The following is a 26,490-nucleotide window of genomic DNA, read 5'->3' as shown; positions in this document are numbered from 1 at the left end:
AGCGTTGTGGTTGGGGATTGCTCCGGCAGGTTGCCTCACCCCACTGGGGGACGATGCCGTTGGCCTGGTTGGCTTGTGAAGGTTCGCGCCAGGCGCCAAGCTGGGTTTTCCCATTGCGCACGTTGACCTGCCCCGCCGCGCGTCAATCCGATTACGCGCGCATAACCCTGCTGAGGTGCGCGTGGGCAGCCCATGTATGCGGCTTTAACCGCCATCGAGGGCCACGCGCATCCCAGCGGCTTTAGCAACCACCCAACAACGGGTTGTCTGCCTGTGCGAACGGAGCGAGAGCGCGCAGCACGCGTGAGCCCCACACTTGTACAGGAAACGGACACACGAGGAAACAGTTCCCTGGATCGGAAACGGCCGCCTGGATAGGTTAATAACCTATCCACGAGCGCACTTCCTATCCAGAAACACACTTCCTATCCACGAACCAACCGCAAAAGGCAGCAACACCAACAGCAGAATACGGACCTGGGCGAACGACAGCGAAGACAGCGGCTGCACCCTTGAAGCTGCATGTTCACACCTGGTCACCACGCGCCCACACACCGGGTGTTGGGGATTGTTCACGCCACCACAATCAAACACCCACCTTCAACCAGGATCTTCCCGCGCCAACAAGCCGAAAGGCTGCGATCAAACCAACACGTTTTGCCCATCCGTCAAGCCGCCCCCCACCGACTTCAATATTGACTTTCCCCTACAATCACAACGAAAAACCCCTACAAAATAAACACGTTTTGTCCTTTAATCACTTTTTGTCACATACCCAGATGTTGACACGACACAATGTTTGACGCAAAAAACCGACACTCGAAAACGAGTGTCGGCCAAAACGTGGAGCTAGGGGGATTCGAACCCCCGACCTCTTCCATGCCATGGAAGCGCGCTACCAACTGCGCCATAGCCCCGTATTTGATTCGCCGCCTCAGCGACCTCATAAAGAATAGCGGACACCACAAAAGAAAGGCAAATCAAGATAAGTGTCACTCGTCACAAAGCAATCGGGGGCCTTGGCGCGCACCTGCCCCCTGCAGCACTACGCCCCCAAAATATCCTCGCGCGATCCGATATTGTGCGACACCAGCCGCCATCCGTGCAGGGCGGCGCTCTTCGCTGTCGACACACCCACGGGGACCAGCTCCGACCAGTGGCAGTTATCCACGCCGCGCAGCCCGTTAAAGACTGCCGGGTCTAAGCCAAGCAGGGACACGATACCGCGGGCAATAGCAGCACCGTGAGAAACGACGATCAACGACTGGCCATCACGGCATCCGCCCGCCGCCTCCAACACAGCCGCACGCACCCGCGCACCCACGGCCTCGGAGCGTTCGACCTGTGCCCGATCGCACTCGCCGCTCCCCCGATACTCACGAGAGGCGTGGGGATCCTCCTCGCCGATCTCCTCGTAGGTCTTCCCCTCGAAGCTCCCATAGAAACGCTCCGTGAGCCGTTCATCGATTATCGGCCCATCGCACGAATAGCCAGCTACATCGAACACACGGGCGACGATATGTGCCGTATCAAGCGCACGCCCCAGGGGAGAACTCACGATGCGCACGCCCCCGTCGTCGTACGCGCCATCAGGCGGCGACGCAAACATGCCCACCTCTGCGCTGGGTTCGCACAGGCGACTCACCAGCACGTCGGCGGCCCCGGCCGCCTGGGAACGTCCCGTATCATTCAGGGGCATATCAATGCGCCCCTGAAAGCGCCGCTGCCGATTGAAGTCAGTCTGGCCGTGGCGGAGCAGGACGATCCTTGGGGCGCTCACTGTCTTCCTTCCGCGCCGTGGGCAGCCGCACGCGCAACGGCCGCTGCGCGTGCTTCCTCGGTGTCCACCTCAATCGGTACCGCGGGACAGTCTCCCCACAGGCGTTCAAGCGCGTAAAACTCCCGCTCCCCGTCTAACAGAACGTGAACAAGCAGATCCGAGTAGTCCAGGAGCACCCACACTCCCTCGGAGCGCCCCTCAATGTGGGCGGGTCGGCGCCCGCCGTTCGCCCAGACGCGATCCATAATGTCCTCGGCGATTGCCCTCACCTGGCGGTCCGTCGGGGCAGAGACGACCACAAAGGCGTCGGCCAGAGCCAGCTTGCTCGTCACGTCCACCAACACCGGGTTGATGCCGCCCAGATCGTGCGCGGCGTGAGCGACGAGTGTCGCCAGGTTTCGAGTAGCGGCGGGAAGAGTCACGTTTCTCCTTACGTTACGACCGATACAGGCCGTACTTGTTGATGTACTGGACAACTCCGTCGGGAACCAGATACCACACGGGCTTGCCCTCCTCGACGCGCGACCGACAGTCCGTTGAAGAGATTGCCATCGCGGGCACTTCCAGCAGGGACACGGATTCATGAGGCAAACCGGGATCCGACAGGTTGTGACCGGGGCGGGTCACGCCGATGAAATGCGCCTGCTCGAAGAGCGTATCGGAGTCCTTCCACTGCGCGATCTGCGCCAGGGCGTCGGCGCCGGTGATGAAGTAGAAGTCCGAATCCGGATACTCCCGCGACAGATCCGCCAGCGTGTCGATCGTGAAAGTCGTCCCTCCCCGATCAATGTCCACCCGCGACACGGCAAAGCGGGGATTGGAGGCGGTGGCGATCACCGTCATGAGATAGCGATGCTCCGCCGACGTGACGCGTCTGCCTGCCTTAAAAGGCTGCATAGCGGTCGGCACGAACACGACCTGGTCGAGTCCGTACACGTCCATTACTTCGGAGGCGGCGACGAGGTGCCCGTGATGAATCGGATCGAAGGTTCCACCCATGATCCCGATCACCCGCCGCCTGCGTAGCGCGCGGGGAGGATGCTGGGGGGAGGTCGGGGCAGCGGTCACCCCGGCAGTCGCCTCAGTGGTATTCCCGCCCGGCTCCGCCTCCGCGGTCTCGTTCCGGTCGCTCTCCTGCACACTCACGGGCGGATCGTTCCCTCCCCCTCGTAGATCCAGGTCGTCGTGGTCAACTCGGTCAGGCCCATCGGTCCCCGCGCGTGTAGCTTCTGGGTGGAGATGCCCACCTCTGCGCCGAGGCCGAGCTGGCCTCCGTCCGTGAAGCGCGTCGACGCGTTGACCGCGATGGCGGCCGCATCGACGCCCGAGCGAAATGCGCGAATGGCTAAAACGTCGCTGGCGACGATTCCCTCGGTGTGTCCGGTCGAGTATCGGCGGATGTGCTCGATCGCCTCTTCAACGTCCGCCACGACGCGCACCGCCAAGTCCATCGAGAGGTATTCGGTCTCCCAGTCTTCCGCCGAGGCGTCAACGACCATGTCCGCGTCGATGGAGGGGTTGCCGTCGATGATGGTCCGGGTGGCTTCATCCGCGTGAATCGTCACGCCCGCTGTCGTCAGCCTGGTCACTGCCGCGACCAGGAAACGCGGCGCCACGTCGGCGTGAACCAGCAGCGTCTCCGCCGCGTTGCACACACCCACACGCTGCGTCTTCGCGTTCATGATGATCGCCTCGCCCGCCTCCAAGTCCGCGGACGCATCCACGTACACGTGGCAGTTGCCCGTTCCCGTTTCGATGACGGGAACACGCGATTCCTCGACCACAGCGTTAATCAGGCCCGCGCCCCCGCGCGGAATGAGCGCGTCTACGGCACCGCGCGCCCTCATCATGGCCCGAGCCCCGGCTCGCCCCCACGGATCGACCGTCGTAATGGCATCCGGCGGCAAACCCACGGATGTCAACGCGTCACGGCACACCTCGACAAGCATTCGATTCGAGGCCTGGGCGGCGCTTCCACCGCGCAGGATCACTGCATTGCCGGCCTTAATCGCCAGGCTTGCGGCGTCGATGGTCACGTTCGGTCGGGCCTCGTAGATGATGCCAACGACGCCGAGCGGGACGCGCTCCTGGGTCACGCGCAGACCGATGTCGGTGCGTGTTCCGCGCACGACCTGGCCGATCGGATCAGGCAGAGCAACGATCTCCCGGACGGCCTGCGCGATGGAACGAATCCGTTCTGGGGTCAGAGTGAGCCGATCCAACAGCCCCTCGCTCATCTGTTCCGCTTGACCGCGGGCAACGTCCTCTGCGTTAGCCGCCAGAATCTGGTCACTGCGCTCAATGAGCGCCGCAGCAATCGCTTCGAGCCCGCGGTTTTTGACCTGGGTCGTCGCGTTCGCGAGAATTCGCGCCGCCTGACGCGCTACATCCGTCACCTGGGAAATATCTGCTGGAGTATCCACCCGGCCATAATGACACACGAGCGCGCCGCGAGCCGTATCAGTCGGCATTCACGGCGGAAAACGCGTCGCCCAACACCGCCAGATCATCACGATGGATGGCTGGCCTGGGATGTTCGTACCCAGCTGAGTGAAGCTCGGGCGTTCCCAGGCCAGCGATCTGGGCCAGCGTATCGGAGTCATATCCGGACACGCCCCGTGCGATCAGCCCGGTCGGGCAGGCAACATCCACGACATCGCCCGCGTCGAAGTGCCCCAGCACGGAGCTCACTCCGGCCACGAGCAACGACTTCTTACGTTCCTTGATGGCGCGCGCCGCCCCTTCGTCAACGACGATCTCACCGCGCGAGGGGGCCGCGTGGGCGATCCACAGGCGACGCGATGCGGGACGCTCCTGGGATGGTTCAAACCACGTTCCCACGCACTCGCCGGACAACACATGCTCCAAGTTGTCCGCGCAGGCCAGTTGAACGCCGATTCCGCTGGCAGTAGCCAGCATCGCCGCCTGGACCTTCGTGGCCATGCCGCCCGTGCCCACTCGCGAGCCCGCGCCTGTCACGAGGACACTCATCAGGTCGTCCGCTCCCGAGACTCGCGTCACCAGCCGGGCCCCGGGATGATCCGGAGGCGCCGTGTACAGGCCATCGACATCTGTCAGTAAAACCAGCGCGTCCGCCCGGATCATTTGGGCAATCAAGGCGGCCACACGATCATTGTCGCCGAAGCGGAGTTCGCGGGTGGTCACCGCATCGTTCTCGTTAAGAATCGGGACGATACCGAGGCCCAGGAGCCGAACCAGAGCCGCGCGAGCATTGGTGTAATGATCGCGGCGCATCACGTCTTCCGTGGTCAACAGGACCTGCGCCACGTCCAGGTGATGCGCTTGGAACGCCGCCGTCCAGCGGGCCATCAGCAGTCCCTGCCCCATCGCGGCGGCCGCCTGCACGCTGGGTAAGTCCTTCGGCTTCGACGAGAAACCGAGGGGATCAAGACCCGCAGCAACCGCTCCCGACGAGACGATGACCACCTCGCGCTCCGACCCACGCCAACGCGACACGAGGCGCGCCACCGAATCGATACGGTTCAGGTCCAACCCGCCATCAAGGCGCGTCAGGGATGAAGAGCCGATCTTGACGACGATACGGGAGGCCGATGATATTCCGCTCATGACTAATCCGAGGCGTCCGTCCAGTGCCCCGACTGGCGCTCGGTCCACAGCTCGTCGCGGGCCGCGCTCTTCGCGTCCATGACCTGGTGGTAGGCTTCGCGCCGCTCCTTGCGGCTCGGGCGGGAAGTCGTGTCTAGGCGCAGGTCGGTGCCGCGCGACCCGAGCAGCTCGGGCCCCGTGGTGAGAGTCGGCTCCCAATCAAAGACGACACCCCCATCCAGATCGCCGATCACGACGGTATCGCCGGCGAGAGCGCCGGCTTTCATCAGCTCGTCCTCGACGCCCGCAGCGTTCAGGCGATCCGCCAGGTATCCCACAGCCTCGTCGTTAGCAAAGTCCGTCTGCCGCACCCACCGCTCCGGCTTGTCGCCGCGCACCTGGAACACGGCCTCACCGTCTTTGCGGGTCCGGCGAACCGTGATGCCGACGCTGTGTCCAATGGCCGCGGGGCGGATGACCGGACGAGCAGCCGGCAAAGCCGGGCGTTTTGCGCGTTCTTCCTCGACGATCCGCGCGAGGGCGAAGGACAGCTCTTTCAACCCCTCGTGAGAGACGGCCGAAACTTCGAGGACGGGCCAGCCAAAGGCCTCAAGGTCAGGGCGCGTGATCTCGGCCAGGTCGCGTCCGTCTGGAATATCGATCTTGTTCAGGACGATCACGCGAGGGCGCTCCATGATTGGAACGTATCCCTCGACTTGCGTCAGGTCGCCCTGATAGGCCTTGAGCTCGGCTTCAATGACGCGCAGGTCCTCCACGGGTTCGCGTTCCGTCTCACAGGCAGCCGCGTCCAGGACATGGACGAGTACCGCACACCGCTCGATGTGACGCAGGAAGTCCAAGCCCAGTCCGCGCCCCTGCGACGCCCCAGGAATCAGGCCGGGTACATCCGCGACGGTGTACCGAGCATCCCCGGCCGACACCACGCCCAGATTCGGAACCAGGGTCGTGAACGGATAGTTTGCGATCTTCGGGCGCGCCGAACTCAGGGCTGCAATCAACGAAGACTTGCCCGCCGATGGGAAACCAACCAGGGCGACATCCGCGACGGACTTTAGCTCCAGGACCACGTCCCGCTCCTCTCCCGGCTCGCCCAACAGCGCGAAACCGGGAGCCTTGCGTGCCTTGGACGCGAGAGCGGCGTTTCCCAGGCCGCCTCGACCGCCCTCGGCCACGGTGAAGCGAGCGCCGACGCCCGTCAGGTCCGCCAACAGCTCGCCCGACGTAGACTTCACAACCGTTCCGTCGGGGACCGGGAGCACGATGTCCCCGCCCTTCTTTCCCTGGCGAAAATCACCCATGCCGGGCGTCCCGTTGTCGGCACGGCGATGGGGGCTGCGATGGTAGGTGAGCAGCGTTGTTTCCTGCGAACTCACCTCAAGGATGACCGAACCGCCGTCGCCGCCGTCGCCGCCGTCGGGTCCAGCCAGAGGCTTGAACTTTTCACGCTTAATCGAGGCTACGCCGTTGCCGCCGTTGCCGCCCGCTGCGTGCAGCGTCACGCGGTCCACGAAGTCTGCCACTGCTGCTCCTGACAACCAATGTGAAATGTTGAAAAGGGCGCCCGGCAACGCCGGACGCCCTTGGTGCGCGCGGTCTCAGGCAGAGACCGGCGAAACGCTGACAACCTTGCGGTCACGCTTGCGGCCGAACTCAACCGCTCCGGCGCGCAGGGCGAACAGGGTATCGTCCTTGCCGCGGCCAACGCCGTCGCCGGGGTGGAAGTGGGTGCCACGCTGACGAACAAGGATCTCACCAGCGTTAACCAGCTGGCCGCCGTAGCGCTTCACGCCGAGGCGCTGCGCGTTCGAATCACGACCGTTACGGGAGGAACCAAGGCCCTTCTTGTGTGCCATCAGTGCTACTTTCTGCTCGTGGGAACGTCGGACTCAGGCGATCTCGGTGATCTTGACGACCGACATCTTCTGACGGTGTCCCTGACGCTTACGGTAGCCCGACTTGTTCTTGTACTTAATGATGGAAATCTTGGGGCCTTTGGCCGAGTCAACGACCTCGGCCTTGACGGAAATCTTGCCCAGCTTGGCTGCGTCAACGGTGATGGCATCGCCATCCACCAGCATGAGCGGCTGGAGCTTGATGCTCGAACCGATTTCCTCCGCCAGCTTGTCGACGACGACGACGTCACCGACGGACACCTTTTCCTGCCGGCCGCCAGCCTTGACGATCGCGTAGACCACGTTGAAGCTCATCTCTTCTCGTATTCGTAACCGGGATCCCGCCTCGAAACTGCCGAGGACTATCATAGTTTCGACGATCCCGTTGGCGCTTGTTGCGCCGACGATCAAATTTAGCCGATTCACACTGCCGATTGCAACCCGGCGCGGGCGGCGGATGGAATGAATGGCTGTGCGATTCCACACCCTATGTGTGAGGGAGGGCGCATCGGCCCCGCCCCGCACATTGCGCGCTATCCGGCGTCCACGATCCCGGTGGAGACGGCGCGCCGACGACGCTTGGTGCGCGGCTGGCCGCTGGCCTCGGGCAGGGTAATATCCTCCGTCGACCTGGTCGGCGTCACCGGGGCACTCTCCTCGGCGCGCGCGGGCAGGTCGACGACGACCGGGGCGGGAGAGGCCTCGGGCTCGACAACGCCCGTGGACACGGCGGCGCGACGCTTGTGGGTGCGGCGTGGCTGCACATCGGGGGTGGCAAAAGCACCGGCCTTGGCACCGTCCTCGGGGATGTTAGGCTCGGCGTCCGCCACGCGGGCACGCGACGCTTGAGGTGCGGATGCCGACGCCGGTTCTGCGCTTGAGGCCGCGACAGCCTTGCGTGCGACGCGACGACGGGTCGTGGCCGCTTTCTCCTGGTGATCGGGCAGTCGAATGTCAGCCGTGTCCTTCGTCGGAACCGCCGGGTCGCCCGCGTGCTCAACCGGATTGGGCAGCTCAATGTGCACGGGCAGCTCGGGCACGGGCGTCGTCTCTGCGGCGCGGCGACGGCGGCGGGGACGCTTGGTTGACGCTTCCTCGTCGGTCGCCGCAGCGGGGGTCTCAGTGGCACCCCGAGGCGTGGTCGAGGGCTCCTTTGCGGGGGCGGCCGCGGATTCCTGAGTCTTCGCTGCGCTCCCCTTCGGGCGACGCTTCTTCGTGGGGGTGCTCTCTGCGTCCGAGGCCCCCTCTTCCTTGCGTGAGGATGCTGCGGCGATGGCGCTCAGCGCCTCCTTCGCCCGCTCGTGCTCGACGCTATCGTCCACGCGGCGCGGCTCGGCCTTCTTCTGCTGCTTCTTCGAGGACTTGGAGGCCTTCGATGAAGACTCACCGCCGGTCGTCTCCACCGGGTGGCGGTGAACGATGAAGCCGCGCCCTTCGCAGGCTTCACAGGGAGAGGAAAAGGCTTCAACCAGCCCCTCGCCGACACGCTTGCGGGTCATCTGTACCAGGCCAAGCGAGGTGATCTCAGTGACCTGGTGCCGCGTACGATCACGCCCCAAGCACTCCACCAGGCGCCGCAGCACGAGGTCACGGTTTGATTCGAGCACCATGTCGACGAAGTCGATGATGACGATGCCGCCGATGTCACGTAGGCGCAGCTGTCGCACGATCTCTTCGGCAGCCTCGAGGTTGTTACGCGTCACCGTCTCCTCGAGCGTGCCACCGGCGCCGATGAACTTGCCCGTATTGACGTCAATGACGGTCATTGCCTCGGTACGGTCGATGATGAGAGTGCCGCCCGAGGGCAGCCACACCTTGCGATCCATGCCTTTGGCCAGCTGCTCGTCGATGCGGTGGGCTCGGAATACGTCGTGAGTGCCCACCCACTGTTCGACACGGTCGGACAATTCTGGGCTGAGCTCGTCCACGTAGTCCTTGACGGTCGCGTACGTGTCGCGCCCCTCAATGACCAGCTTGGTGAAGTCCTCGTTGAAGATGTCGCGCACGACGCGGACGGCCAGCTCGGGCTCGCCGCGCAGCAGGACCGGGGCCGCCTTGGTCGCCGAGCGCTTCTTGTCGATCTCTTCCCACTGGCGCGTCAACCGGGCAACATCGTCACGGATCTGTCCCTCCGTGGCCCCCTCGGCGGCGGTACGCACGATGACACCGGAGCCGCTGGGAACGACGGCCTTCAGGATCTTCTTCAGGCGCGCGCGTTCCTTGTCCGGGAGCTTGCGCGAAATGCCCATCATGGACCCGCCGGGGATAAGGACCAGGTATCGACCGGCCAGGGTGATCTGCGACGTTAGGCGGGCGCCCTTATGCCCAATCGGATCCTTCGTCACCTGAACGAGCACCGGGTCGCCAGACTTGAGCGCAGACTCAATACGTCGCGGCTTGCCCTCCATGCCGACGGCGTCCCAGTTTACCTCACCGGCGTACAACACGGCATTGCGGCCACGGCCCACATCCACGAACGCGGCCTCCATGGACGGCAGAACGTTTTGAACGCGGCCCAGGTAGATGTTGCCGACCATGGATGACTGGGTGCGGCGAGCGACGTAGTGCTCGACGAGTAGGCCGTCCTCGAGAATCGCGATCTGGTCCAGCCCATCTTGATCGCGGATGACCATGGTGCGTTCGACGGACTCGCGGCGCGCCAGGAACTCGGACTCGGAGATCGAGTGACGGCGGCGGCCTTCGCGGCGGCCTTCGCGGCGACGCATCTTCTTGGCTTCGAGCCGAGTCGACCCCTTCAGCGCCTGCACCTGATCCGCGGCCGCCCCCTCATCTGCGGACGCGGAGGCCGCAGAGGAACGGGCGCGACGGCGGCGGCGACGGGTCGAGCTCTCTTCCCCGTCCGAGGAGTCACTGCCAGATGACGAGGTATCCGATTGGTCGGAACTGTCCGCAGCGGGGGCCGAGGCCTCGTCCGCCTTTTTTGAACGGCGCCGACGGCGACTCTTTTGCTCCGTGGCCTCGTCGCCCCCTGCGTCAGCCGAAGAGGGTGCGGCGGAATCGGGAGAGTCGGCGTCGTCAGCGGACTTCTTCGAGCGGCGGCGGCGCTTCGGGGCGGTCTCCTCGCGCGGGGCGTTCGCTTCCGCGGAAGCGGAAGAGTGACGGCGGCGCTTTGGCTCGATTTCTTCGGCAGCCGCGGACGTCGACACCTCGGGGACAGCCTGGAAAACAGGTGCCTGGAACAGCAGTGATGCGGCGGGTGCCACGGGATTGGCGGATTCGGTTGTCACGATTCTCCAATGGTGGGCGCGAGCCACGTGCCCGGACGCACCCGTCATCATCGCCCGCGAGGGGCGGAAACCTAGTGGAGCGCAAATGCGCAGTGGTCGGCGGCAGTTGAAAACGTCATCGCCCGACTCTCGCCACGGGGGCACGCCCGCGACATCCATTCCTCCTCATTGTCGCACAACACGAGCCAGCACCGTTGATTGGGTGACCAGATCAACGTCATATCACTCCATTCGCACGGAAAAACCATGAAAACAATCGGACACTTATGTCACAAAACGATTACTCAACCGGCATTTCAATCAATCTCGCTCGCAGACTTGAGTTACATTAGTAATGATCCGTGACATAAGTCCTACGGGACCTAGGTCTTGGAACCAATCGATCCTTACCCCACACGAGAAGGGCTCATCATGACCCTCGCGCACGCAGCGCTCGACGCGGTCACGGTCGGACGATGGCAGTTCGGTATCACAACCGTCTACCACTTCATCCTCGTGCCGCTGACGATCGGCCTGTCCCTGCTGGTTGCCATCATGCAGACCGCGTGGCACCGCACCGGCAAGGAACACTGGCTTCAAGCAACCCGCTTTTTTGGCAAGCTCCTCCTGATTAACTTTGCGCTCGGCGTCGCCACCGGCATCGTCCAGGAGTTTCAGTTCGGCATGAACTGGTCCGAGTACTCCCGCTTTGTCGGAGACATTTTCGGCGCCCCGCTAGCCGTTGAGGCCCTCCTCGCATTCTTCCTCGAGTCCACTTTCCTGGGCCTGTGGATCTTTGGGTGGGGACGCCTTTCCAAGGGCATGCACCTGGCAACAATCTGGTGCGTCGCGATCGGCACCATGCTGTCGGCAGCCTGGATTCTCGCGGCCAACGCGTGGATGCAGCACCCCGTCGGCGCACGCTTCAACCCCACCACCGGTCGAGCCGAGCTCGATGGCATGAGCGGCTTCCTCAAGCTCATCACCTCCGGGGTGTACCTGAGCGAATACGCTCACGTCATCACCTCCGCGTGGCTCGTCGCCGGGTCTTTCGTGGCTGGCATCGCCCTGTGGTGGATGGTGCGCACCTCCCGTGAGGGCAGCGAAGAAGCCGCGGCGCAGTCCCGCAGCGTGTGGCGCCCGATTGCTCGCTTCGGCCTGGTTGTCGTCCTGATCAGCGGCCTCGGGACCGTCGTCACCGGTCACTTCCAGGGACAGGAGGTGGTCAAGGCTCAGCCCCTGAAGATGGCCGTGGCCGAAGGCGTCTGCGTCGATACCGACGGCGCAGCTTTCACCGTCGCCCAGTTTGGTTCCTGCCCGCTCGGCGACGATGGAGCCCAGCCGACCCAGTACCTCAAAGTCCCCGGCCTCGCCTCTTTCTTAGCGCACAATTCCTTCACGGCCCGATCCGAGGGCGTGGCTAACGCGCAGACGCGCATGGCGGACCTGCTGAACGCAGACCCGAACTTCACCGCAAAGTACGGCGACGCCTCTCGCTACGACTTCCGTCCCCCGCAGATGGTGACCTTCTGGTCCTTCCGACTCATGATCGGCCTGGGCATGGTCGCTTTCCTGCTGGCGGCATGGGGACTGTGGGCCACCCGAGCAGGGCGCACCTCCACCAACAAGTGGCTGGGTGTCGCCGCACTGGTCAACCTACCGTTGCCTTTCGTAGCCGCCTCCTTCGGCTGGATCTTCACCGAGATAGGCCGCCAGCCGTGGGTCGTCGCCCCCAACCTGGACGCGCTTTCTATGAGTACAGACCTTGGCTCCGTCGCCATGATGACCGACGCGGGTATCTCCCCCAACGTTCCGGCGTGGCAGATACTGGCGACCCTCATCCTCTTTACCCTCCTGTACGGCGTGTTCGGCATCATGTGGTACGTTCTCATGAAGCGCTACGCCGTTGAGGGAATTCACTCTTCCAAGACCGACAGGGCTGTCGACGAGGCGCCCGCCGAGCTATCCTTCGGGTACTGAGGGAGGAGCATACATCATGAGTCTGTCAATCCTGTGGTTCATCCTCGTCGCCGTGTTATGGACGGTTTACCTGATTCTCGAGGGCTTCGACTTCGGTGTCGGAATGCTGCTCCCGTTCGTCGCCAAGGGCGACCGCGAGCGCACCCTAACGGTGCGCACGATCGGTCCTCACTGGGACGGGAACGAGGTGTGGCTGCTCACCGCTGGCGGCGCGACCTTCGCCGCATTCCCGGAGTGGTACGCGACGATGTTCTCCGGCATGTACATTCCGCTGTTCCTCATCCTGGCGTGCCTCATCGTGCGCGTCATGGCGCTCGAATGGCGCTCGAAAATCGCCACGAAGAGGTGGCGCCACGCCTGGGATTGGGCCCACACGGTCAGCGCGTGGCTCGTTCCACTGCTGCTGGGCGTTGCCTTTGCGAACTTCGTGCAGGGTATGCGCATCGAGGTCGTTGACGTGGCAACGGGCACCATCGTGGATCCGACGCTGGTCAATCAATCGCTGGCGACGGCGACGCACCAATTGACGGGTGGTTTTTTCTCCCTCTTAACCCCGTACACGATCCTGGGCGGCCTGGCGGTGCTCGCCATCAGCCTGGCTCACGGCGCGCAGTTCCTGGCGCTCAAGACGACGGGCGAGGTGCGCGAGCGCGCGAACGCTATCGCCGCGCCCGCCTCGATCGGCGCCACCGTGCTGGCCGCCGCGTGGCTGGTGTGGGGTCAGTTCGCCTACACGACGAATGTCCTGGCCTGGATCCCGCTCGTGGTGGCCGCGCTCGCGATTATCGCCTCGGCCGCGCTCTCCCAGGCGTCGTTGCGCCGTGAGGGCTGGTCGTTCACGGCCTCGTCGGTGGCGATCGCGGGGGCGGTTGCGTGGGTTTTCGCTTCGATGGCGCCCGCCGTTCAAAAGTCGTCGATCAACCCGGCGTATTCTCTGACGATTGATCAGGCCTCGTCAACGAGCGCAACTCTCGGTGTCATGACGATCGTCGCCGCGTGCCTGGTCCCGGTCGTCCTGGCCTACGTGTTGTGGTCGTACTGGGTTTTCAGTGCTCGCGTCGGATCGGAGGATGTGTCGATCAAGACGGGTCTGCTGATGAAGAAGATCCGCGTGGGAGAAAGCTTCCTGGCGGGCTAACCCCCGCTCCGCATCGCCCGGTCCCACATCAGGGGGCCGGGCGATGCCGTATCCGGTGGAGACGAGGCCGAGGACCTTAGACCCATGACGAAGCGTTTTTAAGGCACAATGGTATCCGTGCGTCCATTTGATCCTCGCCTGTTGCGCTACGCCCGTTCGGCTCGCGTGCCCATTGCTGTGACGGTCGCCCTGGGGACGGCGACTGCGCTGTTGGTACTCGCCCAGGCTCTGCTGATTTCCTCCGCCCTGTCCCCCGTCGTATCGGGCAGCAAAACACTGTCGGAGGTCCTCCCTATCATTGGCGGCATCGCGGCCATCGTTGCCTGCCGCACCCTGGTGGTGGCCGCACGCGAGGCCGTGAGCACGCGCGCTGCCGCCGCCGCTGTATCGGAGCTGCGCGAGCGCGTGATTGACTCCAGCATCGCGTTGGGACCGCGTTGGCGAGCGATCAACGGAGCGCAGACGACGACGCTGCTGACGAGCGGCCTCGAGGATCTGCGTCCCTACTTCATCGCATTCCTCCCCCAGCTGGTACTCGTTTGCACGGTGACGCCGGCGGCCTTGGGTGTTATCCTCCTGCTCGACTTCTGGTCGGCGCTCATCGCGTTGCTCGTCATCCCCCTGATCCCGATCTTCATGATCCTTATCGGGCGTTTCACGCAGGCCGCTTCCGAAGACAAGCTGGCGACCATGAAACGGCTGACCGCCCAGCTCTTGGACCTCATGTTGGGGCTTCCGACGCTGCGCGCGCTCGGACGCGAGAAGGCCCCGCGCACTCACCTGCGCGCACTTGGCACAGCAAACACGAAGGCGACGATGTCGACGCTGCGCGTCGCCTTCCTCTCGGGGGGCGTCCTCGAGTTCCTCACAACCCTCTCGGTGGCGCTGGTCGCCGTTGAGGTCGGCACGCGCCTGGTGTACGGCAACATCGCGCTGTTTCACGGGCTGGCGGTTATCATGCTGGCCCCCGAGGTCTTTGAGCCGCTGCGCCAGGTCGGCGCACAGTTTCACGCCTCAGCCAACGGAGTGACGGCCTCCCGCGCGGCCTTCGACATCATCGAAGAGGCTGAGGCAATCGCTTCCCGGGGCACGGGTGCATGCCCGGATATGTCGCGCACCGACATCGTCATCGATGGCGTCGGCGTGCGTTCCCGCGGTGCTTGGGCACCGACACCGACCTCGGGAGTCATCCGCCCGGGCATAGTCACCGCCCTTTTAGGGCCTTCGGGTGCCGGAAAGTCAACGATCGTTTCCTGTCTGCTGGCCGACGTCACTCCGGACGCCGGACGAATCCTCCTACGCGCAGCGGACTCGTCCCGCGATGATCCGCTCGACGTCCCGCTGACCGACATCGACCCAGCCTCCTGGCGGCGTAACATCTCGTGGGTCCCCCAATCCCCCACCCTGGTTCCCGGCACGATCCGGCAGAACATGGGCGACCTTCCGCTGGAGGATCTGAACGCGGCCGCGGCAGCAACCGGTTTCGACACCGTCTTGGCTGCCGCGCCGCGCGGCTGGAACAGCCCAATCGGCGCGTCAGGCGTGGGCTTGTCCGTCGGGCAACGACAGCGCCTGGCCCTGACCCGAGCGCTCGCGGCCAAATCGCAGATCGTCGTCTTAGACGAACCGACCGCCCACCTGGATGCCGTCAGCGAGGAGACTGTCGCTCGCGCGATCGACGCGATGCGCGCTGAAGGCCGGACGGTCATCGTCATCGCTCACCGCAGCGCCATCATGGATGTAGCCGACGTCGCCATCGACGTCACCTCCACCACGGACGAGGAGGTGCGCCCGTGAGGCTCTTCCTGACCCGCTCGGAATCCGCGGCACTACGCCGCTGCATCGCGATGCTCCAGGTATCTCGATCCGGTTTCGCGCTCTCGCTCCTGCTCGGCGTGGCGGCCCTGGGGTCGGCGATCGCGCTGGGGGGAACGGCCGCGTGGCTGATCGCCCGCGCCTCCCAGCAACCGCCCTTCCTCTACCTGACCGTCGCGGCCACGTCGGTGCGCCTCTTCGGCGTGTCGCGCGCACTCGCCCGCTACCTGTCACGCCTGGCCTCGCACAAGGTGGCGCTTACCGGGATGGATCGCCTGCGAGGCAACCTCTACGACCGCTTATCGGCGGCCCCCGCGAACGCCCTGTCAACCCTTCGCCGCGGAGATCTCATGACTCGCGCCGGGGCCGATGTGGACGAGGTCGGTAACGTCGTGGTCAAAACCCTGCTGCCCGCGCTCGTGGCGCTCGTCGTTGGCGTCGGTACCGTCGCAGTGATTACCGCGATTTCCCCCGCTGCCGGGGCAATTCTCGCCCTTGGTCTCGTTACGTCCGGCTTGGTGGCCCCCGCACTGATCGCCCGTTCGGTCCGACTGGCCGAGAGCCGGGGTGCCCGCGCACGCGCCGACATCGCCGCTACCTCACTGGCCATCCTGGAGGGGGCCACCGAGCTTTCGCTTGCGGGAACATTGCCTGGTGCCAAGGACTCGCTCGCCCGATCGGAGGCCTCACTCAACGCGGCACTCGCCCGTTCTGCCCGCCTGTCCGCGCTTGCTCGCGGCCTGGACGCGTGCGCGATGGGCCTGTCTGTCGTCGGCACCCTCCTGGTCGGGATCCCCCAGACGACGTCCGGCGTCATATCCGAGGTTCTCCTCGCGGTCATCGTCCTCGTCCCGCTTTCCTCTTTCGAAGGTGTCGCCGAGCTGGCCCCCGCCGCAGCCCAGCTGGTCCGCAGCGCCCAGGCCGCGCAGCGCATCTGCGCGCTGCTGGGCGAGGGCACTCCCTCCGCCTCACACGACATCCCGAAGGGGCCCACCGTTATCGAAGCTACAGACCTGGCGATCGGCTGGCCGGGTGGCCCCACGCTGGCCGCCGGAATATCGCTCACGCTACGCCCGGGGTCCTCCCTTGCCATCGTCGGGGCATCGGGAATTGGAAAAACCACCCTTTTAGCTACCCTGACCGGTATCATTCCGCCCAAGTCCGGCACAGCCACGATCAACGGCGTGCCCGCGTGGGGGGCCGACCGCGACCAGGTTGCTTCGCACATCACCATGACCGCCGAGGACGCACACGTCTTTGCAACGAGCATCTACGAGAACCTGCGAGTCGCCAAGGCCTCCCTCATGCCCAGCCAGGCCCGTTCCCTTCTGGAGCAAGCCGGACTGGGCCAGTGGATCGCGTCCCTGCCGAAAGGAATCGACACGATCATCGGTTCGGGAGGAACAACCGTGTCCGGCGGAGAACGGCGGCGCCTGCTCATGGCGCGCGCGTTGGCGACTCCCGCGCCGATCATGGCGGTCGACGAGGCCTCCGAGCACCTTGACGCAGTAACGGCCGACAAACTCATGGAAACGCTCCTCACTCCGTCGCCCGACCGCGCTACCCTGGTCGTCACGCACCGGCTCAGCGCCCTGGACCAGGCCGACCACGTCCTCGTCCTGGAGTCCACCGAGCCCGGCCAGTGCGCCACGATCACCGCGCGCGGAACGCACGAAGAAGTTCAAAAAGCCCTGCCCGCCTACCGGTGGGCCCTCGATCAGGAGGAACAATGAGCCCCGACCGCATGGACTTCACCCTTCTCGAGGCGGCCCTGGATCTGACCAGCTCGCTCGACTTGCAGGCCGGCCTGCAAAACTTCGTCAACCAGGCCTGCGCCCTCACCGCTTCCCCCCACGCCGTCCTGTCGGTTCTGGACACGTGGGGCGCCACCACGCTGCAACTCGAGCACCACGAGTCACTGCCTGGGCCCGACGTTCCTCGCTCGCTCATGACGTCCATTCCCGTCACCGAGCCGCTCCTGGTGAACTCGCCCGCGGATGCACCCGACCTGACCCTGCCCGCGTCCACTCCCCCGTTCCTCGGCGTATCCGTCCTGGTGCACGAGCAGGTCTACGGTCGCCTCTACCTCGCGGGAAAGCCCGGCGGTTACACGGCCTCCGACACCGCCGTTCTCACCGCGCTGGCACCGGCCGCAGGCATCGCCGTCAAAAACGCCCACCTCTATGCGGACTCTCGGCGCACCGAACGATGGATCAGCGCCTCCCAATCCCTGACCACGACCATGCTCGAAGGCGCCGACGAGGAAGAGGCGCTCGAGCTGATCGCGAAAACCGTACGCGAGGTCTCCCACGCCGACACCGCCATCATCGTCCTGCAATCCGTGGGCGACACGTGGGCCGCCGAGATCACCGACGGCAAGAACGCCTCCAGCCTGCTCGGCCTCGTTTTCCCCCCCGAGGGACGGGCCATGAGCGTCCTGCACGAGGGCACCGGCATGATCGTCGACTCGATGGCTCGCGCCCAAATCATGCGTCTGCCGCAGCTGGCCGCATTCGGATCCGCGCTCTACGCTCCCCTGCGCTCGCGCGGAATATCCTCCGGCGTCCTCATCCTCCTGCGCCAGATCGGGGCCCCCGAGTTCGACAGCTCCGAACTCTCGCTGGCGGAATCACTGGCCTCCCAGGCCACGCTGGCTCTGGAGTTGGCCTCTGCGCGGCACGCCCAAGACGTGGCCGCCCTGCTCGACGAACGCGACCGCATCGGCCGCGACCTGCACGACTTTGCGATCCAGCAGCTCTTTGCCACAGGCATGGCCTTGGACACGGCGAAACAGAAGGTGGCGGCGGGACAGGCGGATTCGGCCTCCCTGGAAACCCTCATCGATTCCTCGCTCGCCTCCATCGACGAGGCAGTCCGCCAGATTCGCACGATCGTGCACAACCTTCGTGAGCGGGACAAGGCCGTCGGCCTGGTCGAGCGAATCCGCCGGGAATCCTCGCTGACACGCTCCGCCCTGGGCTACGCGCCGTCCCTGGTTATCACGCTTGACGGAACCGCAATCAACTCGGATCTGGACAACGAGTTGGTCGTCATCGACGAGTTCGACGGACGCGTCGACCCCGACCTGTCCGACGACGTCGTCGCAATCGTGCGCGAGGGGCTATCGAATATCGCCCGACACGCGCACGCGACGGCGGCGACCGTGTGCGTTGATGTTTCCGGTCAGGGCAAGTCCGGTCGGGTGCGTATCACGATCAACGATGATGGACGAGGCATCGACCCCGCGCGCACGCGCAATTCCGGCCTGGCCAACATGGCGGAGCGAGCCCGCCGCCACAACGGCAGCTTCGATACCGATACCGGCCAGGGCGGGGTTGGCACCCAGATCCGTTGGATAGCGCCACTGGAGGGATGGGCATAGCACCGCCTCGGTGAACACACGACGTTGGGGGTGGCGTTTCGCATCGAAAACGCCACCCCCAACGGTTTGCAAAGCGAGGCGGTTCACCACCCCGCGCTCATCGCGGGATCACCCCAGCCATTCGCCCGAGGAGGCGAAGTTGTACCAGCGTCCCCCGATCTGGTGGCGTCCCGTGTACATGTCACCACCCTCGCCGAAGTAGTACCAGTGGTTACCGATCTGGAGCCAACCCGTGGCCATCGCGCCGGAAGCGTCGAAGTAGTACCAGGTGTCGCCCATCAGCTTCCAGCCCGTCACCATCGCCCCGTTATCCTCCAGGAGGTACCAGGTGGATCCCAGCTGCAGCCAGCCGGTGTGCATGGCGCCAGACGGATCCAGGTAGTACCAGGAGCCGTTGACGTTATTCCAACCGGTGACCATCACGCCGTTGGACGCGAAGAGATACCACTTGTCAGCGATCTTCTCCCAACCGGTGACCATCGCGCCCGTATCGGGCCTGAGGTAGAACCAACGTCCGTCCTGGCCCATCCAACCGCTCACCTGAGCACCCGAGTCGTTGTGGTAGCGCCAGGCGCCCTCCCAGTAGACCCACCCGGTAATCATGTATCCGTGGTGATCGAAGCGATAGACGCTCCCGCCCAGAGTCAGGGTCTCGTTCTTGGCGTATCCTCCTCCGGTGATCTTCCACCACCATCCGATCCCGTCGTGCATCCAGGTGCCGACCGTGTGATCGGGTTTCGGATCCGGTGTCGGGTCGGGTGCCGGATCGGATGCCACAGCGATGGCCACCAGACCAGATTCGGCCGCGCCAGCCTCGTTGCGGGCAGTCAGACGGATGACCGCGCCGTTATACGCGTCGTCGACGGCGAACGTGAGTTCGGCACCCTTCTCCTTGTCCAAGGTCTCCCATGAGTCGCTGCCCTTACGCTTAATCTGCCAGGACAGGGTCGGGTCGGGCTTCCCGCTCACCGTCGCCTTGATGGTGACCTGCGTTCCCTTCTTGGCGGTGACGGTACGGAATGCGCCGTCACCGTTGATCTGCGCGTCCTTGGCCGGGTTGGCGGTCACGGCCAGAGGCCGGATCTCAGGCGCGACGGGCTTGTCCTCCGGGTCCGGATCAGAGCCCTGTGCGGCGAATGCTTCCACCTCTGCGAGGGCAAACTCACCGAGGCTCGTCGGCTGGAGCACGCGAATGTAGCGCGCGTCGGCGCCCTTGAAGTCAACCGCAGTGGGTCGGCCACCGACTCCCTCAACTTTGATCATGTGAACGCCGTCTGCCTCTGCGGCCGTGGCGGGGTCAAAGGTATCAGAGAGTCGTTCCTTCGAGGCGATAACCCAGAAGTCATGGAGCCGCTGGTTGCACGGCGTTCCCTGGCAGTCATCGCTGGCGGAACGGTTCCATACGTTCACGGTGCCCAGGTAATGGTTCTGACCGAGGTCGACCTCCCACCAGGGGTTTGCCTGCCTGCCCGTGTGGGCAAGCGAGCCGTTGTCCCACACGCCGTCCGTGTTACCGTCAACAGCGCGAGAGGCGACGCCTCCCCAGCCCGTGGACGACATGGATGCGGCCTTGTTGAGGGCCAGGTTGTTGCTGGCCTTGGTCACGGTCAGCGTTGCGCGCGCCGAGGTCGTGGATCCGTTGGAATTCGTGGCGACGGCATAGAACTGCGCGCCGTCATCGTCAATCGTCGTCTTGAGCGTGTACGAGGCCTCGGTGGCCCCCTCGATCAGCGTGCCCTCGGTAGCGCCCTTGGGAACGCGGTACCAAGCAATGGTGGGCGCGGGCCTGCCTGATGCGGCAACCGTAAACGTGGCGTTCTCCCCCTCGGTGACGGAGACGGAAGCGGGGTTTTCGGTGATGACCGGCGGCTGGGTGTCCGAGCCCTCGCCATAGACGTGGATGGTCGCACTCGGCTCACCGATACCGATCGGATCCGCATAATATGCGGGGTGAGCCAGCTCAACGCGCAGGGGCGTCACCTTACCGGGTTCGAGGGTGAAGCCCTGCCCGACTTCTCCCGCGTTGATCTGGGCGCCGCTGGCTTCGATTGAGGTCGTGCCGAGCGTGATCTTGTAGGCCGTCTCGGCCGCGAACTTGCCGCTGAACTTCAGGGTCATTTCGGTGATGGGCTTGTCGCCCTTGTTGACCAGGTAGGCATCGTAAGTCTGAGCGCCGGAGTAGCGCATGGCTGAGGCGCGCCCAAAGAACTGGTTCGCAGCGATGGTCGCACCGTCGACCGCCGTCACCGTCTGCGTCGGCAGGTAGGTGGGCTCCTCATCGAAGGTCACCTTGATGACGGGACGCAGGCCGGGTTCGGGATCCTCACCGGATTCCGTCACGGTCAGCGTGGTGCCGTCTTGCTTGTACTCCAGGGCGCGGCCCGTGCCGTCAACGGTCACGCCGGTGACGCGGCTACCGACCCCGGGCAGCGTGAGGGTCTTGCCGTCCTTCCAGTCCTCGGGGATGAAGTACAGGGCGTTTGCCTTGGTCGTGACCTTGCCCCAGTCCGGAGCGGGGAACCACGTGGGGCGGGCGCCCGTGAGAGCGTCGGGGTGGCGCTTTAACCAGGAGCCGACCTCGGTCACGACACTCGTGTCGAACTCCTCAATCGTTCCGTCTCCCTTGGGCCCGATGTTGTAAGCAAACTGGCCGCCCGAGGCGATGGTGCCGACCAGGTTGGATACCAGTTCGTGAATCTTCGTGCCCTTTCTAGAAGCACTGCGGTCGGCCCAGGTACAGTACCCCCAGCATGAGGGGAAGATGGAACGGATCGATTCCCATGGAGCCATGTGGAAATCGGTGGTCACGGAGTTGTCTCCGCCGACCTCGAAATCACCGGCTTTGTTCCACACACGGGAGTTGACCATCGTGTCCGGCTGCAGCTCGTGGACCCACTGAGCCATGCGCTGCGACTGGTCGGCGGTCGGGCCTCCCATGTCGAACCAGAACTCTTGGATGGGACCATAGTTCGTGAGGAGCTCGGTAATCTGGGGCTTGATGGTGCCCGTCATGAGTTCTTCAGTGATGGGGTTCTGGTTACCGTAAGGCTCGGGCTCGTGCTTGGTCCAGTCGATGATGGAAAAGTAGAAGGCCATCTTCACGCCGAGCTTGTTGCACTCGGTGGACAGCTCCTTCATCGGGTCTTTCCCATAGTCGGAGAGCTTCACGATGTTGTAATCAGTCGTCTTGGTGTCCCACATGGCAAAGCCATCGTGATGCTTGGACGTGATCATCAGATACTTCATGCCGGCGTCGCGGGCGGTTTTGCAGATGGCGGAGGCATCGAAGTTGGAGGCCAGGCCCTTCGCCATGGCTTTGTATTCTTCGGTGGGGATCTTTTCCCACGCCTTGATCTGCTCGGGGTAACCCATGTGCTGACGATGGCCCTTGTAATTGCCACCGTAGAGGGAGTAGACGCCGAAGTGCATGAACAGTCCGTATTGGAGCTGTTGCCAGTTGGCGATTTTGGGAGTGTTGCTGAGGGGGACCGCTGCGGGAACGCCGGTGGGCGCGGGTGGCTCATCGGCGAAGGCGGGGGCGCTCATGGGTGCGAGCACCAGCGCCGCAGCGGCCGTAAGACCGGCAAGCGTTCGCTTGAGGTTCACGGGATGTCCTTTCAAGGGGATAGTGGACTGCGATGTCCGTCCTCATCGGTGAGGACACAGAAACGCTACCTCATTAGACTTTTTCATAAACCAGTTTGACAGTAGCTTTCTCAAAAATCAGGGACCCACCTGTTTAGTTAAAAACTACACTGGCGGCATAAATACCGCTCCCCGCCCCCGCGCGCGAATAAGCGGGCCGGAGACCCCGACCCGCTCACCCTAGCTTTCGCTCCCCGAGGGGAATAAAGCACCGATTCAGTTACGCCACGCCGCAGCCCGCTGCCCCGCCACCCACGCAGCCACCTGCGTGCGCCGCTGAAGCCCCATTTTCGACAGGAGGGACGTGATGTGATTCTTCACGGTTTTCTCCGCAACCCCAAGCTTCTCGCCGATCTCTCGATTCGACAGGCCATCCCCGATGAGATCCAAGACCTTACGCTCCGAGGGCGTCAGGTCGGCAGTGGGATCCTCGTGATCAACGCGCCGACGAGTCAGCGTGCGTTCATCCAGCAGCACGCGACCGTCCGCCACCGCCTTGATGACGTCGGTGATTTCGGCCCCGCGAACGGTCTTAAGGATATAGGCACGCGCGCCGGCCTCGAGAGACTCAGCCAATGCCTCGTCGTCATCGAAGGAGGTGAGAACGACGGGGAGGATCTGCGGATGGGAGGAGCGCAACTGATTCATGATGTCGATACCGGTCCCGTCGGGAAGCTGCAGGTCCACTAAGATCACGTCGGGACGAACCAGGTCCGCGCGCCGCACCGCGTCCGCGACGGAACCGGCCTCGGCGACGACCTCCAAGGCGTCGTCCCGGTCAATGATCTCGGCAATACCGCGTCGAACGATCTCGTGATCGTCAACGATCATGACGCGCGTGCGCGCAGACGTATTTTCACTCACGTGTTCAATCCTAACCGTCGGGAGAGCAAACGCCCTCACGTAACTATTGCTCCTCCGGAGCCAGGCGATTCATCGCGTCCCGCGCGGCTGCATTCTCCGAGTGCTTCTTCGACGAGGCCCGGCCCAAACCGATAGCCTCGGAGCGCTCGGACACGAAGGCACGCGCGGTAAACACGCGCTGATGATCCGGGCCTTCACCCTCCACCTCATAGGACACCTCACCGAGCCCCTCGGCCTGAGCGTACTCGACCAGGAGGGTCTTCCAATCCTGGTGGTGCCCCCGCGAGGGCGCGTCGACGAGCAGGAAGCCCAGCCGCGCGAGGATGACACGACGTGCCTCCTCAAGCCCGCTGGTCAGGTATGTTGCGCCAATCAACGCTTCGAAGGTGTCGGAGAGGATCGAATCCTTATCCCGGCCCCCGTGCATGGACTCACCCTTGCCCAGGAAGACGAAGGCACCCAGGTCGATGCGCCGAGCCGCCGCCGCCAGGGGTTGCTGCGACACAGTGGCTGCGCGCATGCGCGACAGGTCGGACTCGGCGACGTCCGGATACTGCTCGTAAAGCTTCTGCGCGATCACAATCGAGAGCACCGAGTCACCCAGGAACTCCAGGCGCTCGTTATTCGCAATCCCCCCGGCTTCATTCGCGTAGCTGCGGTGCACCAGGGCGAGATGCAAAAGCGGCGGATCGATACGCGTCCCCCATGCCGTAACCAGCGCTTCCGTGTCAGTGCGTGGGGGGACGGGCAGATGCTTCGAACGCCCCATCAGGATCGCCCCTGCTCGGGAGAATCTCCCAGCAAAGACGCCAGGGAAGCCAGGCGCGGATCGACGACACAATGCTCGTGGTCGCGCGGCAGGTCCGCCCACTTCTCGCCGCACACATCGCACAGCCCCGCACAGTCGGGGCGACACAGGGGACGCGGATCCACCAGCGGGACGATAGCGTCACGCAGTTGCGTTTCGATCGATACCGTGTCGCGCTCGCCGATGACGAAAAGACCCTCGTCCTCGTCGTTCGAGGCGGGACCGTCGGGCTCGAAATACACCTCGCCGCTGGACACGTCGTGGTGCTCCCTGACCTCGTCCAGGCAGCGCACGCACTCACCCACGAGGTCAACGGAGGTGGACAGCTGGACGAGGACGCCGTCCTTGACGCTGGTCATGTCCACTGCCACATCCAGAGGCGTTCCGGTGGCCACCGACATCGATGGCGTCCCCAGGTCATCGGGGGCAACCCACACGATGTCCCGGTGAAGGGTTGACCCGAGCGCGCGCGGTAGGCGCGCCAGGGAGAGGGTCAGCGGATGCTCACTCATCAGTCAGATCCACGTTGGTGACGTCAACGCCGCGTCGCTCGGCAATGGTGCGACGGCCTGCATCCGTGCGCCGCGACAGATCCGAGATGAGGTGCGCCAGTTCGTCGAGGGAAGAGGCGACGTAGTCGTCGGCCCCCTCACGCAGCGAGGCAGCGGAACGCTTTGCCTCCGAGACGATATCGCGAGCGCGATCCTCGGCCATGCGCACGATGTTCTCCGTGGATACGATACGCGCGGCCTGGGCGTTCGCGTCGGCGATGGTGGCCTCGGCGTCGGAACGCGCCTGCGACACCAGCGCCGTCGCTTCGTCATTAGCCCGCGACCGCGTGCGCTCAGCTTCCTCTTCCGCATCGGAGCGGATCTGGGCGGCTCGCTCGTTTGCCTGATCCAGGGTGGAGGAGGCCCGCGAGTTTGCTTCGGCGATGCGGGTTTCGGCGGCAGAGTCTGCGCGCCCCAAAACGGCGTCGGCGTCGGCGACGACCGCGTCGGCCGCGACGAGATCCTCGGGAAGGGCCTCGCGCGCCTGATCGAGCAGGTCCAGGATCTCGGCCTTATTGACCATGATCGACGCGGAGAGGGGGACCGCTCGTGAGGATTCAACGAGATCTTCGATCTGGTCGAGCGCGGCAATCACGGTGGAGGGACCGTAGACGGTTTCCTCGTTCCATTCGTCCTGAGTCGTGTCTTCGGGCGTGTCGGCCATGGGCTCCTCCTGCGTTCCACCGGGCACTATTCAGTTTCTATTGTCGGTCAGATAGCGCTCGACCGCTGGCGGGACATACCGGGAAACATCCTTTTTGAGACCGAGAAGCTCGCGCACGGCCCCCGAGGATACGTGTGCGAGCGCGGGGCGGGTCGGAATCCACCATGTGTCCACGCCTCCGGCCTCGTAGTTGAGCGCCGCCTGCGGCAACTCGTAGTCCACATCCAGCAAGGAGCGCACGCCCTTGACGATGAGGCCGGCGCCCAGCCGGGTAGCCTCGTCCACGGTGGCGCCGCGAAGCAGGACCACCTCAACGTTTGCCAAGTGGGAGGTGGCCGCCGCGATCAGCGTGACGCGCGCCCGGGGAGATATGAATCCCCGCTTGAGCGGATTGGTCCCGACTCCGATGATGAGGCGCTCGGCCACTGCGGCGGCCCGCTCGGCCACGTCCAGATGGCCGAGCGTGAAGGGATCGAAGGACCCGGGGAAGAGAACGATCACCGCTTGCCACCGCCTTTGATTGACCGGACCGGCATCTCTGTAGCTCCTCCCGCGCTGGCCGCACCTTCATCCTCGGGCAGGGGCGGACCCGCAAAGTAAGCGACGGTCTCTCCCCACGTCCGTTGATCCTCGAGGACCAAGAACGACGGCCAGGAAGGGGCGGGGGCGCGCGTGGAGCGTTCGACGACGACCAGGGCATCAGGTCCGATCCACGGGCCGAGCGCCGCGAGGACGGCGGTCATATCCCCCTCGGCGATATTGTAGGGCGGATCCACAAACACCAGGTCGTTCTCTCCGGCGAGCTCATCCCCCCTCCGGGCGGCGAGGAAGGCACGGGCGTCAGCGGTCACGACTCGGGCACACAGCCCCGTGGTACGAACGTTCGCCGAGGCGACGCGTGCGGCGGCGCCCGCGCGTTCGACGAGCGTGGCGTGGGAGCTCCCCCGCGAGAGCGCCTCCAGCCCGAGGGCCCCGGTGCCGGCGTAGAGGTCGAGCACCGCAGCCCCATCAAGGACCTTCATGTGGTCCAGGCGCGAGAAGAGGGCTTCTCGCACGCGCTCGGAAGTGGGACGCGTGCCGGACTTGGGCACGACAAGGGTTCTGCCCTTGGCGCTGCCCGCGACGATTCTGGTCATGCCTCTACCCTACCGAGCGT

The 26,490-nt window shown here is 64.6% G+C and carries 21 protein-coding genes and 1 tRNA gene; 5 read left to right on the top strand and 17 right to left on the bottom strand.

Features of this window, described 5'->3' with window-relative positions; all coding sequences use genetic code 11:
• Positions 1-844: 844 nt before the first annotated feature.
• The 10 genes from BLT68_RS00995 to BLT68_RS00950 form a co-directional block, all read right to left on the bottom strand.
• Positions 845-917 (bottom strand) — tRNA-Ala (locus tag BLT68_RS00995).
• 128 nt (positions 918-1,045) lie between these two features.
• Positions 1,046-1,780, bottom strand: a complete 735-nt coding sequence (locus tag BLT68_RS00990; protein ID WP_074632488.1) for a histidine phosphatase family protein — start codon at positions 1,778-1,780, stop codon at positions 1,046-1,048.
• Positions 1,777-2,202 carry a ribosome silencing factor gene (gene rsfS, locus BLT68_RS00985; protein WP_074632487.1) on the bottom strand — a complete coding sequence of 142 codons (426 nt, stop codon included), beginning with the start codon at positions 2,200-2,202 and terminating at the stop codon, positions 1,777-1,779. The genes BLT68_RS00990 and rsfS overlap by 4 nt, the downstream gene beginning before the upstream one ends.
• Positions 2,203-2,215: 13 nt before the next feature.
• The gene (gene nadD / locus BLT68_RS00980) at positions 2,216-2,926 is read right to left on the bottom strand and encodes a nicotinate-nucleotide adenylyltransferase (RefSeq protein WP_074632485.1); all 711 of its coding nucleotides are present in this window, start codon (positions 2,924-2,926) and stop codon (positions 2,216-2,218) included.
• A complete protein-coding gene (locus BLT68_RS00975; protein WP_050695741.1) occupies positions 2,923-4,203 on the bottom strand; it encodes a glutamate-5-semialdehyde dehydrogenase in 1,281 nt (426 codons plus the stop codon). The genes nadD and BLT68_RS00975 overlap by 4 nt, the downstream gene beginning before the upstream one ends.
• Before the next feature lie 37 nt (positions 4,204-4,240).
• A complete protein-coding gene (gene proB, locus BLT68_RS00970) occupies positions 4,241-5,368 on the bottom strand; it encodes a glutamate 5-kinase (protein ID WP_050694616.1) in 1,128 nt (375 codons plus the stop codon).
• A 2-nt stretch (positions 5,369-5,370) separates the two neighbouring features.
• Positions 5,371-6,888: a GTPase ObgE gene (gene obgE / locus BLT68_RS00965; protein WP_050694615.1), complete on the bottom strand. Its 1,518-nt coding sequence runs from the start codon at positions 6,886-6,888 to the stop codon at positions 5,371-5,373.
• Between the two features lie 75 nt (positions 6,889-6,963).
• Positions 6,964-7,221: a 50S ribosomal protein L27 gene (rpmA, locus tag BLT68_RS00960; protein WP_003792637.1), complete on the bottom strand. Its 258-nt coding sequence runs from the start codon at positions 7,219-7,221 to the stop codon at positions 6,964-6,966.
• A gap of 33 nt (positions 7,222-7,254) precedes the next feature.
• The gene (gene rplU, locus BLT68_RS00955; RefSeq protein WP_050694614.1) at positions 7,255-7,575 is read right to left on the bottom strand and encodes a 50S ribosomal protein L21; all 321 of its coding nucleotides are present in this window, start codon (positions 7,573-7,575) and stop codon (positions 7,255-7,257) included.
• Between the two features lie 218 nt (positions 7,576-7,793).
• The gene (locus BLT68_RS00950) at positions 7,794-10,559 is read right to left on the bottom strand and encodes an Rne/Rng family ribonuclease (protein WP_074632695.1); all 2,766 of its coding nucleotides are present in this window, start codon (positions 10,557-10,559) and stop codon (positions 7,794-7,796) included.
• Positions 10,560-10,919: 360 nt separating this feature from the next.
• Here BLT68_RS00950 and BLT68_RS00945 point away from each other — a divergent pair, with 360 nt between their 5' ends.
• The 5 genes from BLT68_RS00945 to BLT68_RS00925 all read left to right on the top strand — a co-directional run bounded on the left by BLT68_RS00945 (position 10,920) and on the right by BLT68_RS00925 (position 18,802).
• Positions 10,920-12,467, top strand: coding sequence for a cytochrome ubiquinol oxidase subunit I (locus BLT68_RS00945; RefSeq protein ID WP_074632484.1), 1,548 nt, complete (start codon positions 10,920-10,922; stop codon positions 12,465-12,467).
• 16 nt (positions 12,468-12,483) lie between these two features.
• Complete coding sequence (cydB, locus tag BLT68_RS00940; RefSeq protein WP_070778958.1) at positions 12,484-13,605, top strand: cytochrome d ubiquinol oxidase subunit II; 1,122 nt, start codon at positions 12,484-12,486, stop codon at positions 13,603-13,605.
• A 108-nt stretch (positions 13,606-13,713) separates the two neighbouring features.
• Positions 13,714-15,402: a thiol reductant ABC exporter subunit CydD gene (cydD, locus tag BLT68_RS00935; RefSeq protein WP_173546182.1), complete on the top strand. Its 1,689-nt coding sequence runs from the start codon at positions 13,714-13,716 to the stop codon at positions 15,400-15,402.
• Positions 15,399-17,153 (top strand): thiol reductant ABC exporter subunit CydC, encoded by a 1,755-nt coding sequence (gene cydC / locus BLT68_RS00930; RefSeq protein ID WP_074632482.1) that lies wholly within the window; start codon positions 15,399-15,401, stop codon positions 17,151-17,153. The genes cydD and cydC overlap by 4 nt, the downstream gene beginning before the upstream one ends.
• On the top strand, positions 17,150-18,802 hold the full coding sequence (locus tag BLT68_RS00925; RefSeq protein ID WP_074632480.1) for a sensor histidine kinase: 1,653 nt from the start codon (positions 17,150-17,152) through the stop codon (positions 18,800-18,802). The genes cydC and BLT68_RS00925 overlap by 4 nt, the downstream gene beginning before the upstream one ends.
• A gap of 108 nt (positions 18,803-18,910) precedes the next feature.
• Here the strand turns inward: BLT68_RS00925 and BLT68_RS00920 are convergent, their stop codons facing one another.
• From BLT68_RS00920 to rsmD, 7 genes are all read right to left on the bottom strand, one after another.
• Positions 18,911-22,408, bottom strand: a complete 3,498-nt coding sequence (locus BLT68_RS00920) for an alpha-L-fucosidase (RefSeq protein WP_074632479.1) — start codon at positions 22,406-22,408, stop codon at positions 18,911-18,913.
• 255 nt (positions 22,409-22,663) lie between these two features.
• Entirely contained in the window at positions 22,664-23,278 is a 615-nt protein-coding gene (locus tag BLT68_RS00915; RefSeq protein WP_050695738.1) for a response regulator, read from the bottom strand.
• Between the two features lie 76 nt (positions 23,279-23,354).
• The gene (gene rnc, locus BLT68_RS00910) at positions 23,355-24,080 is read right to left on the bottom strand and encodes a ribonuclease III (protein WP_050694608.1); all 726 of its coding nucleotides are present in this window, start codon (positions 24,078-24,080) and stop codon (positions 23,355-23,357) included.
• Positions 24,080-24,631 (bottom strand): YceD family protein, encoded by a 552-nt coding sequence (locus BLT68_RS00905; RefSeq protein WP_074632478.1) that lies wholly within the window; start codon positions 24,629-24,631, stop codon positions 24,080-24,082. Before BLT68_RS00905 ends, rnc begins: the two co-directional genes overlap by 1 nt.
• On the bottom strand, positions 24,624-25,334 hold the full coding sequence (locus BLT68_RS00900; protein ID WP_074632476.1) for a hypothetical protein: 711 nt from the start codon (positions 25,332-25,334) through the stop codon (positions 24,624-24,626). Before BLT68_RS00900 ends, BLT68_RS00905 begins: the two co-directional genes overlap by 8 nt.
• Positions 25,335-25,364: 30 nt before the next feature.
• Positions 25,365-25,835 (bottom strand): pantetheine-phosphate adenylyltransferase, encoded by a 471-nt coding sequence (coaD, locus tag BLT68_RS00895; RefSeq protein WP_074632475.1) that lies wholly within the window; start codon positions 25,833-25,835, stop codon positions 25,365-25,367.
• Positions 25,832-26,470, bottom strand: coding sequence for a 16S rRNA (guanine(966)-N(2))-methyltransferase RsmD (gene rsmD / locus BLT68_RS00890; RefSeq protein WP_074632473.1), 639 nt, complete (start codon positions 26,468-26,470; stop codon positions 25,832-25,834). The genes coaD and rsmD overlap by 4 nt, the downstream gene beginning before the upstream one ends.
• Between the last annotated feature and the right edge of the window lie 20 nt (positions 26,471-26,490).

Source organism: Schaalia meyeri, assembly GCF_900105015.1.
In the GTDB taxonomy this organism is placed as follows: domain Bacteria; phylum Actinomycetota; class Actinomycetes; order Actinomycetales; family Actinomycetaceae; genus Pauljensenia; species Pauljensenia meyeri.
The sequence above is the reverse complement of the archived record's forward strand: the minus strand, read 5'-3'. Positions and strand labels throughout refer to the sequence as shown.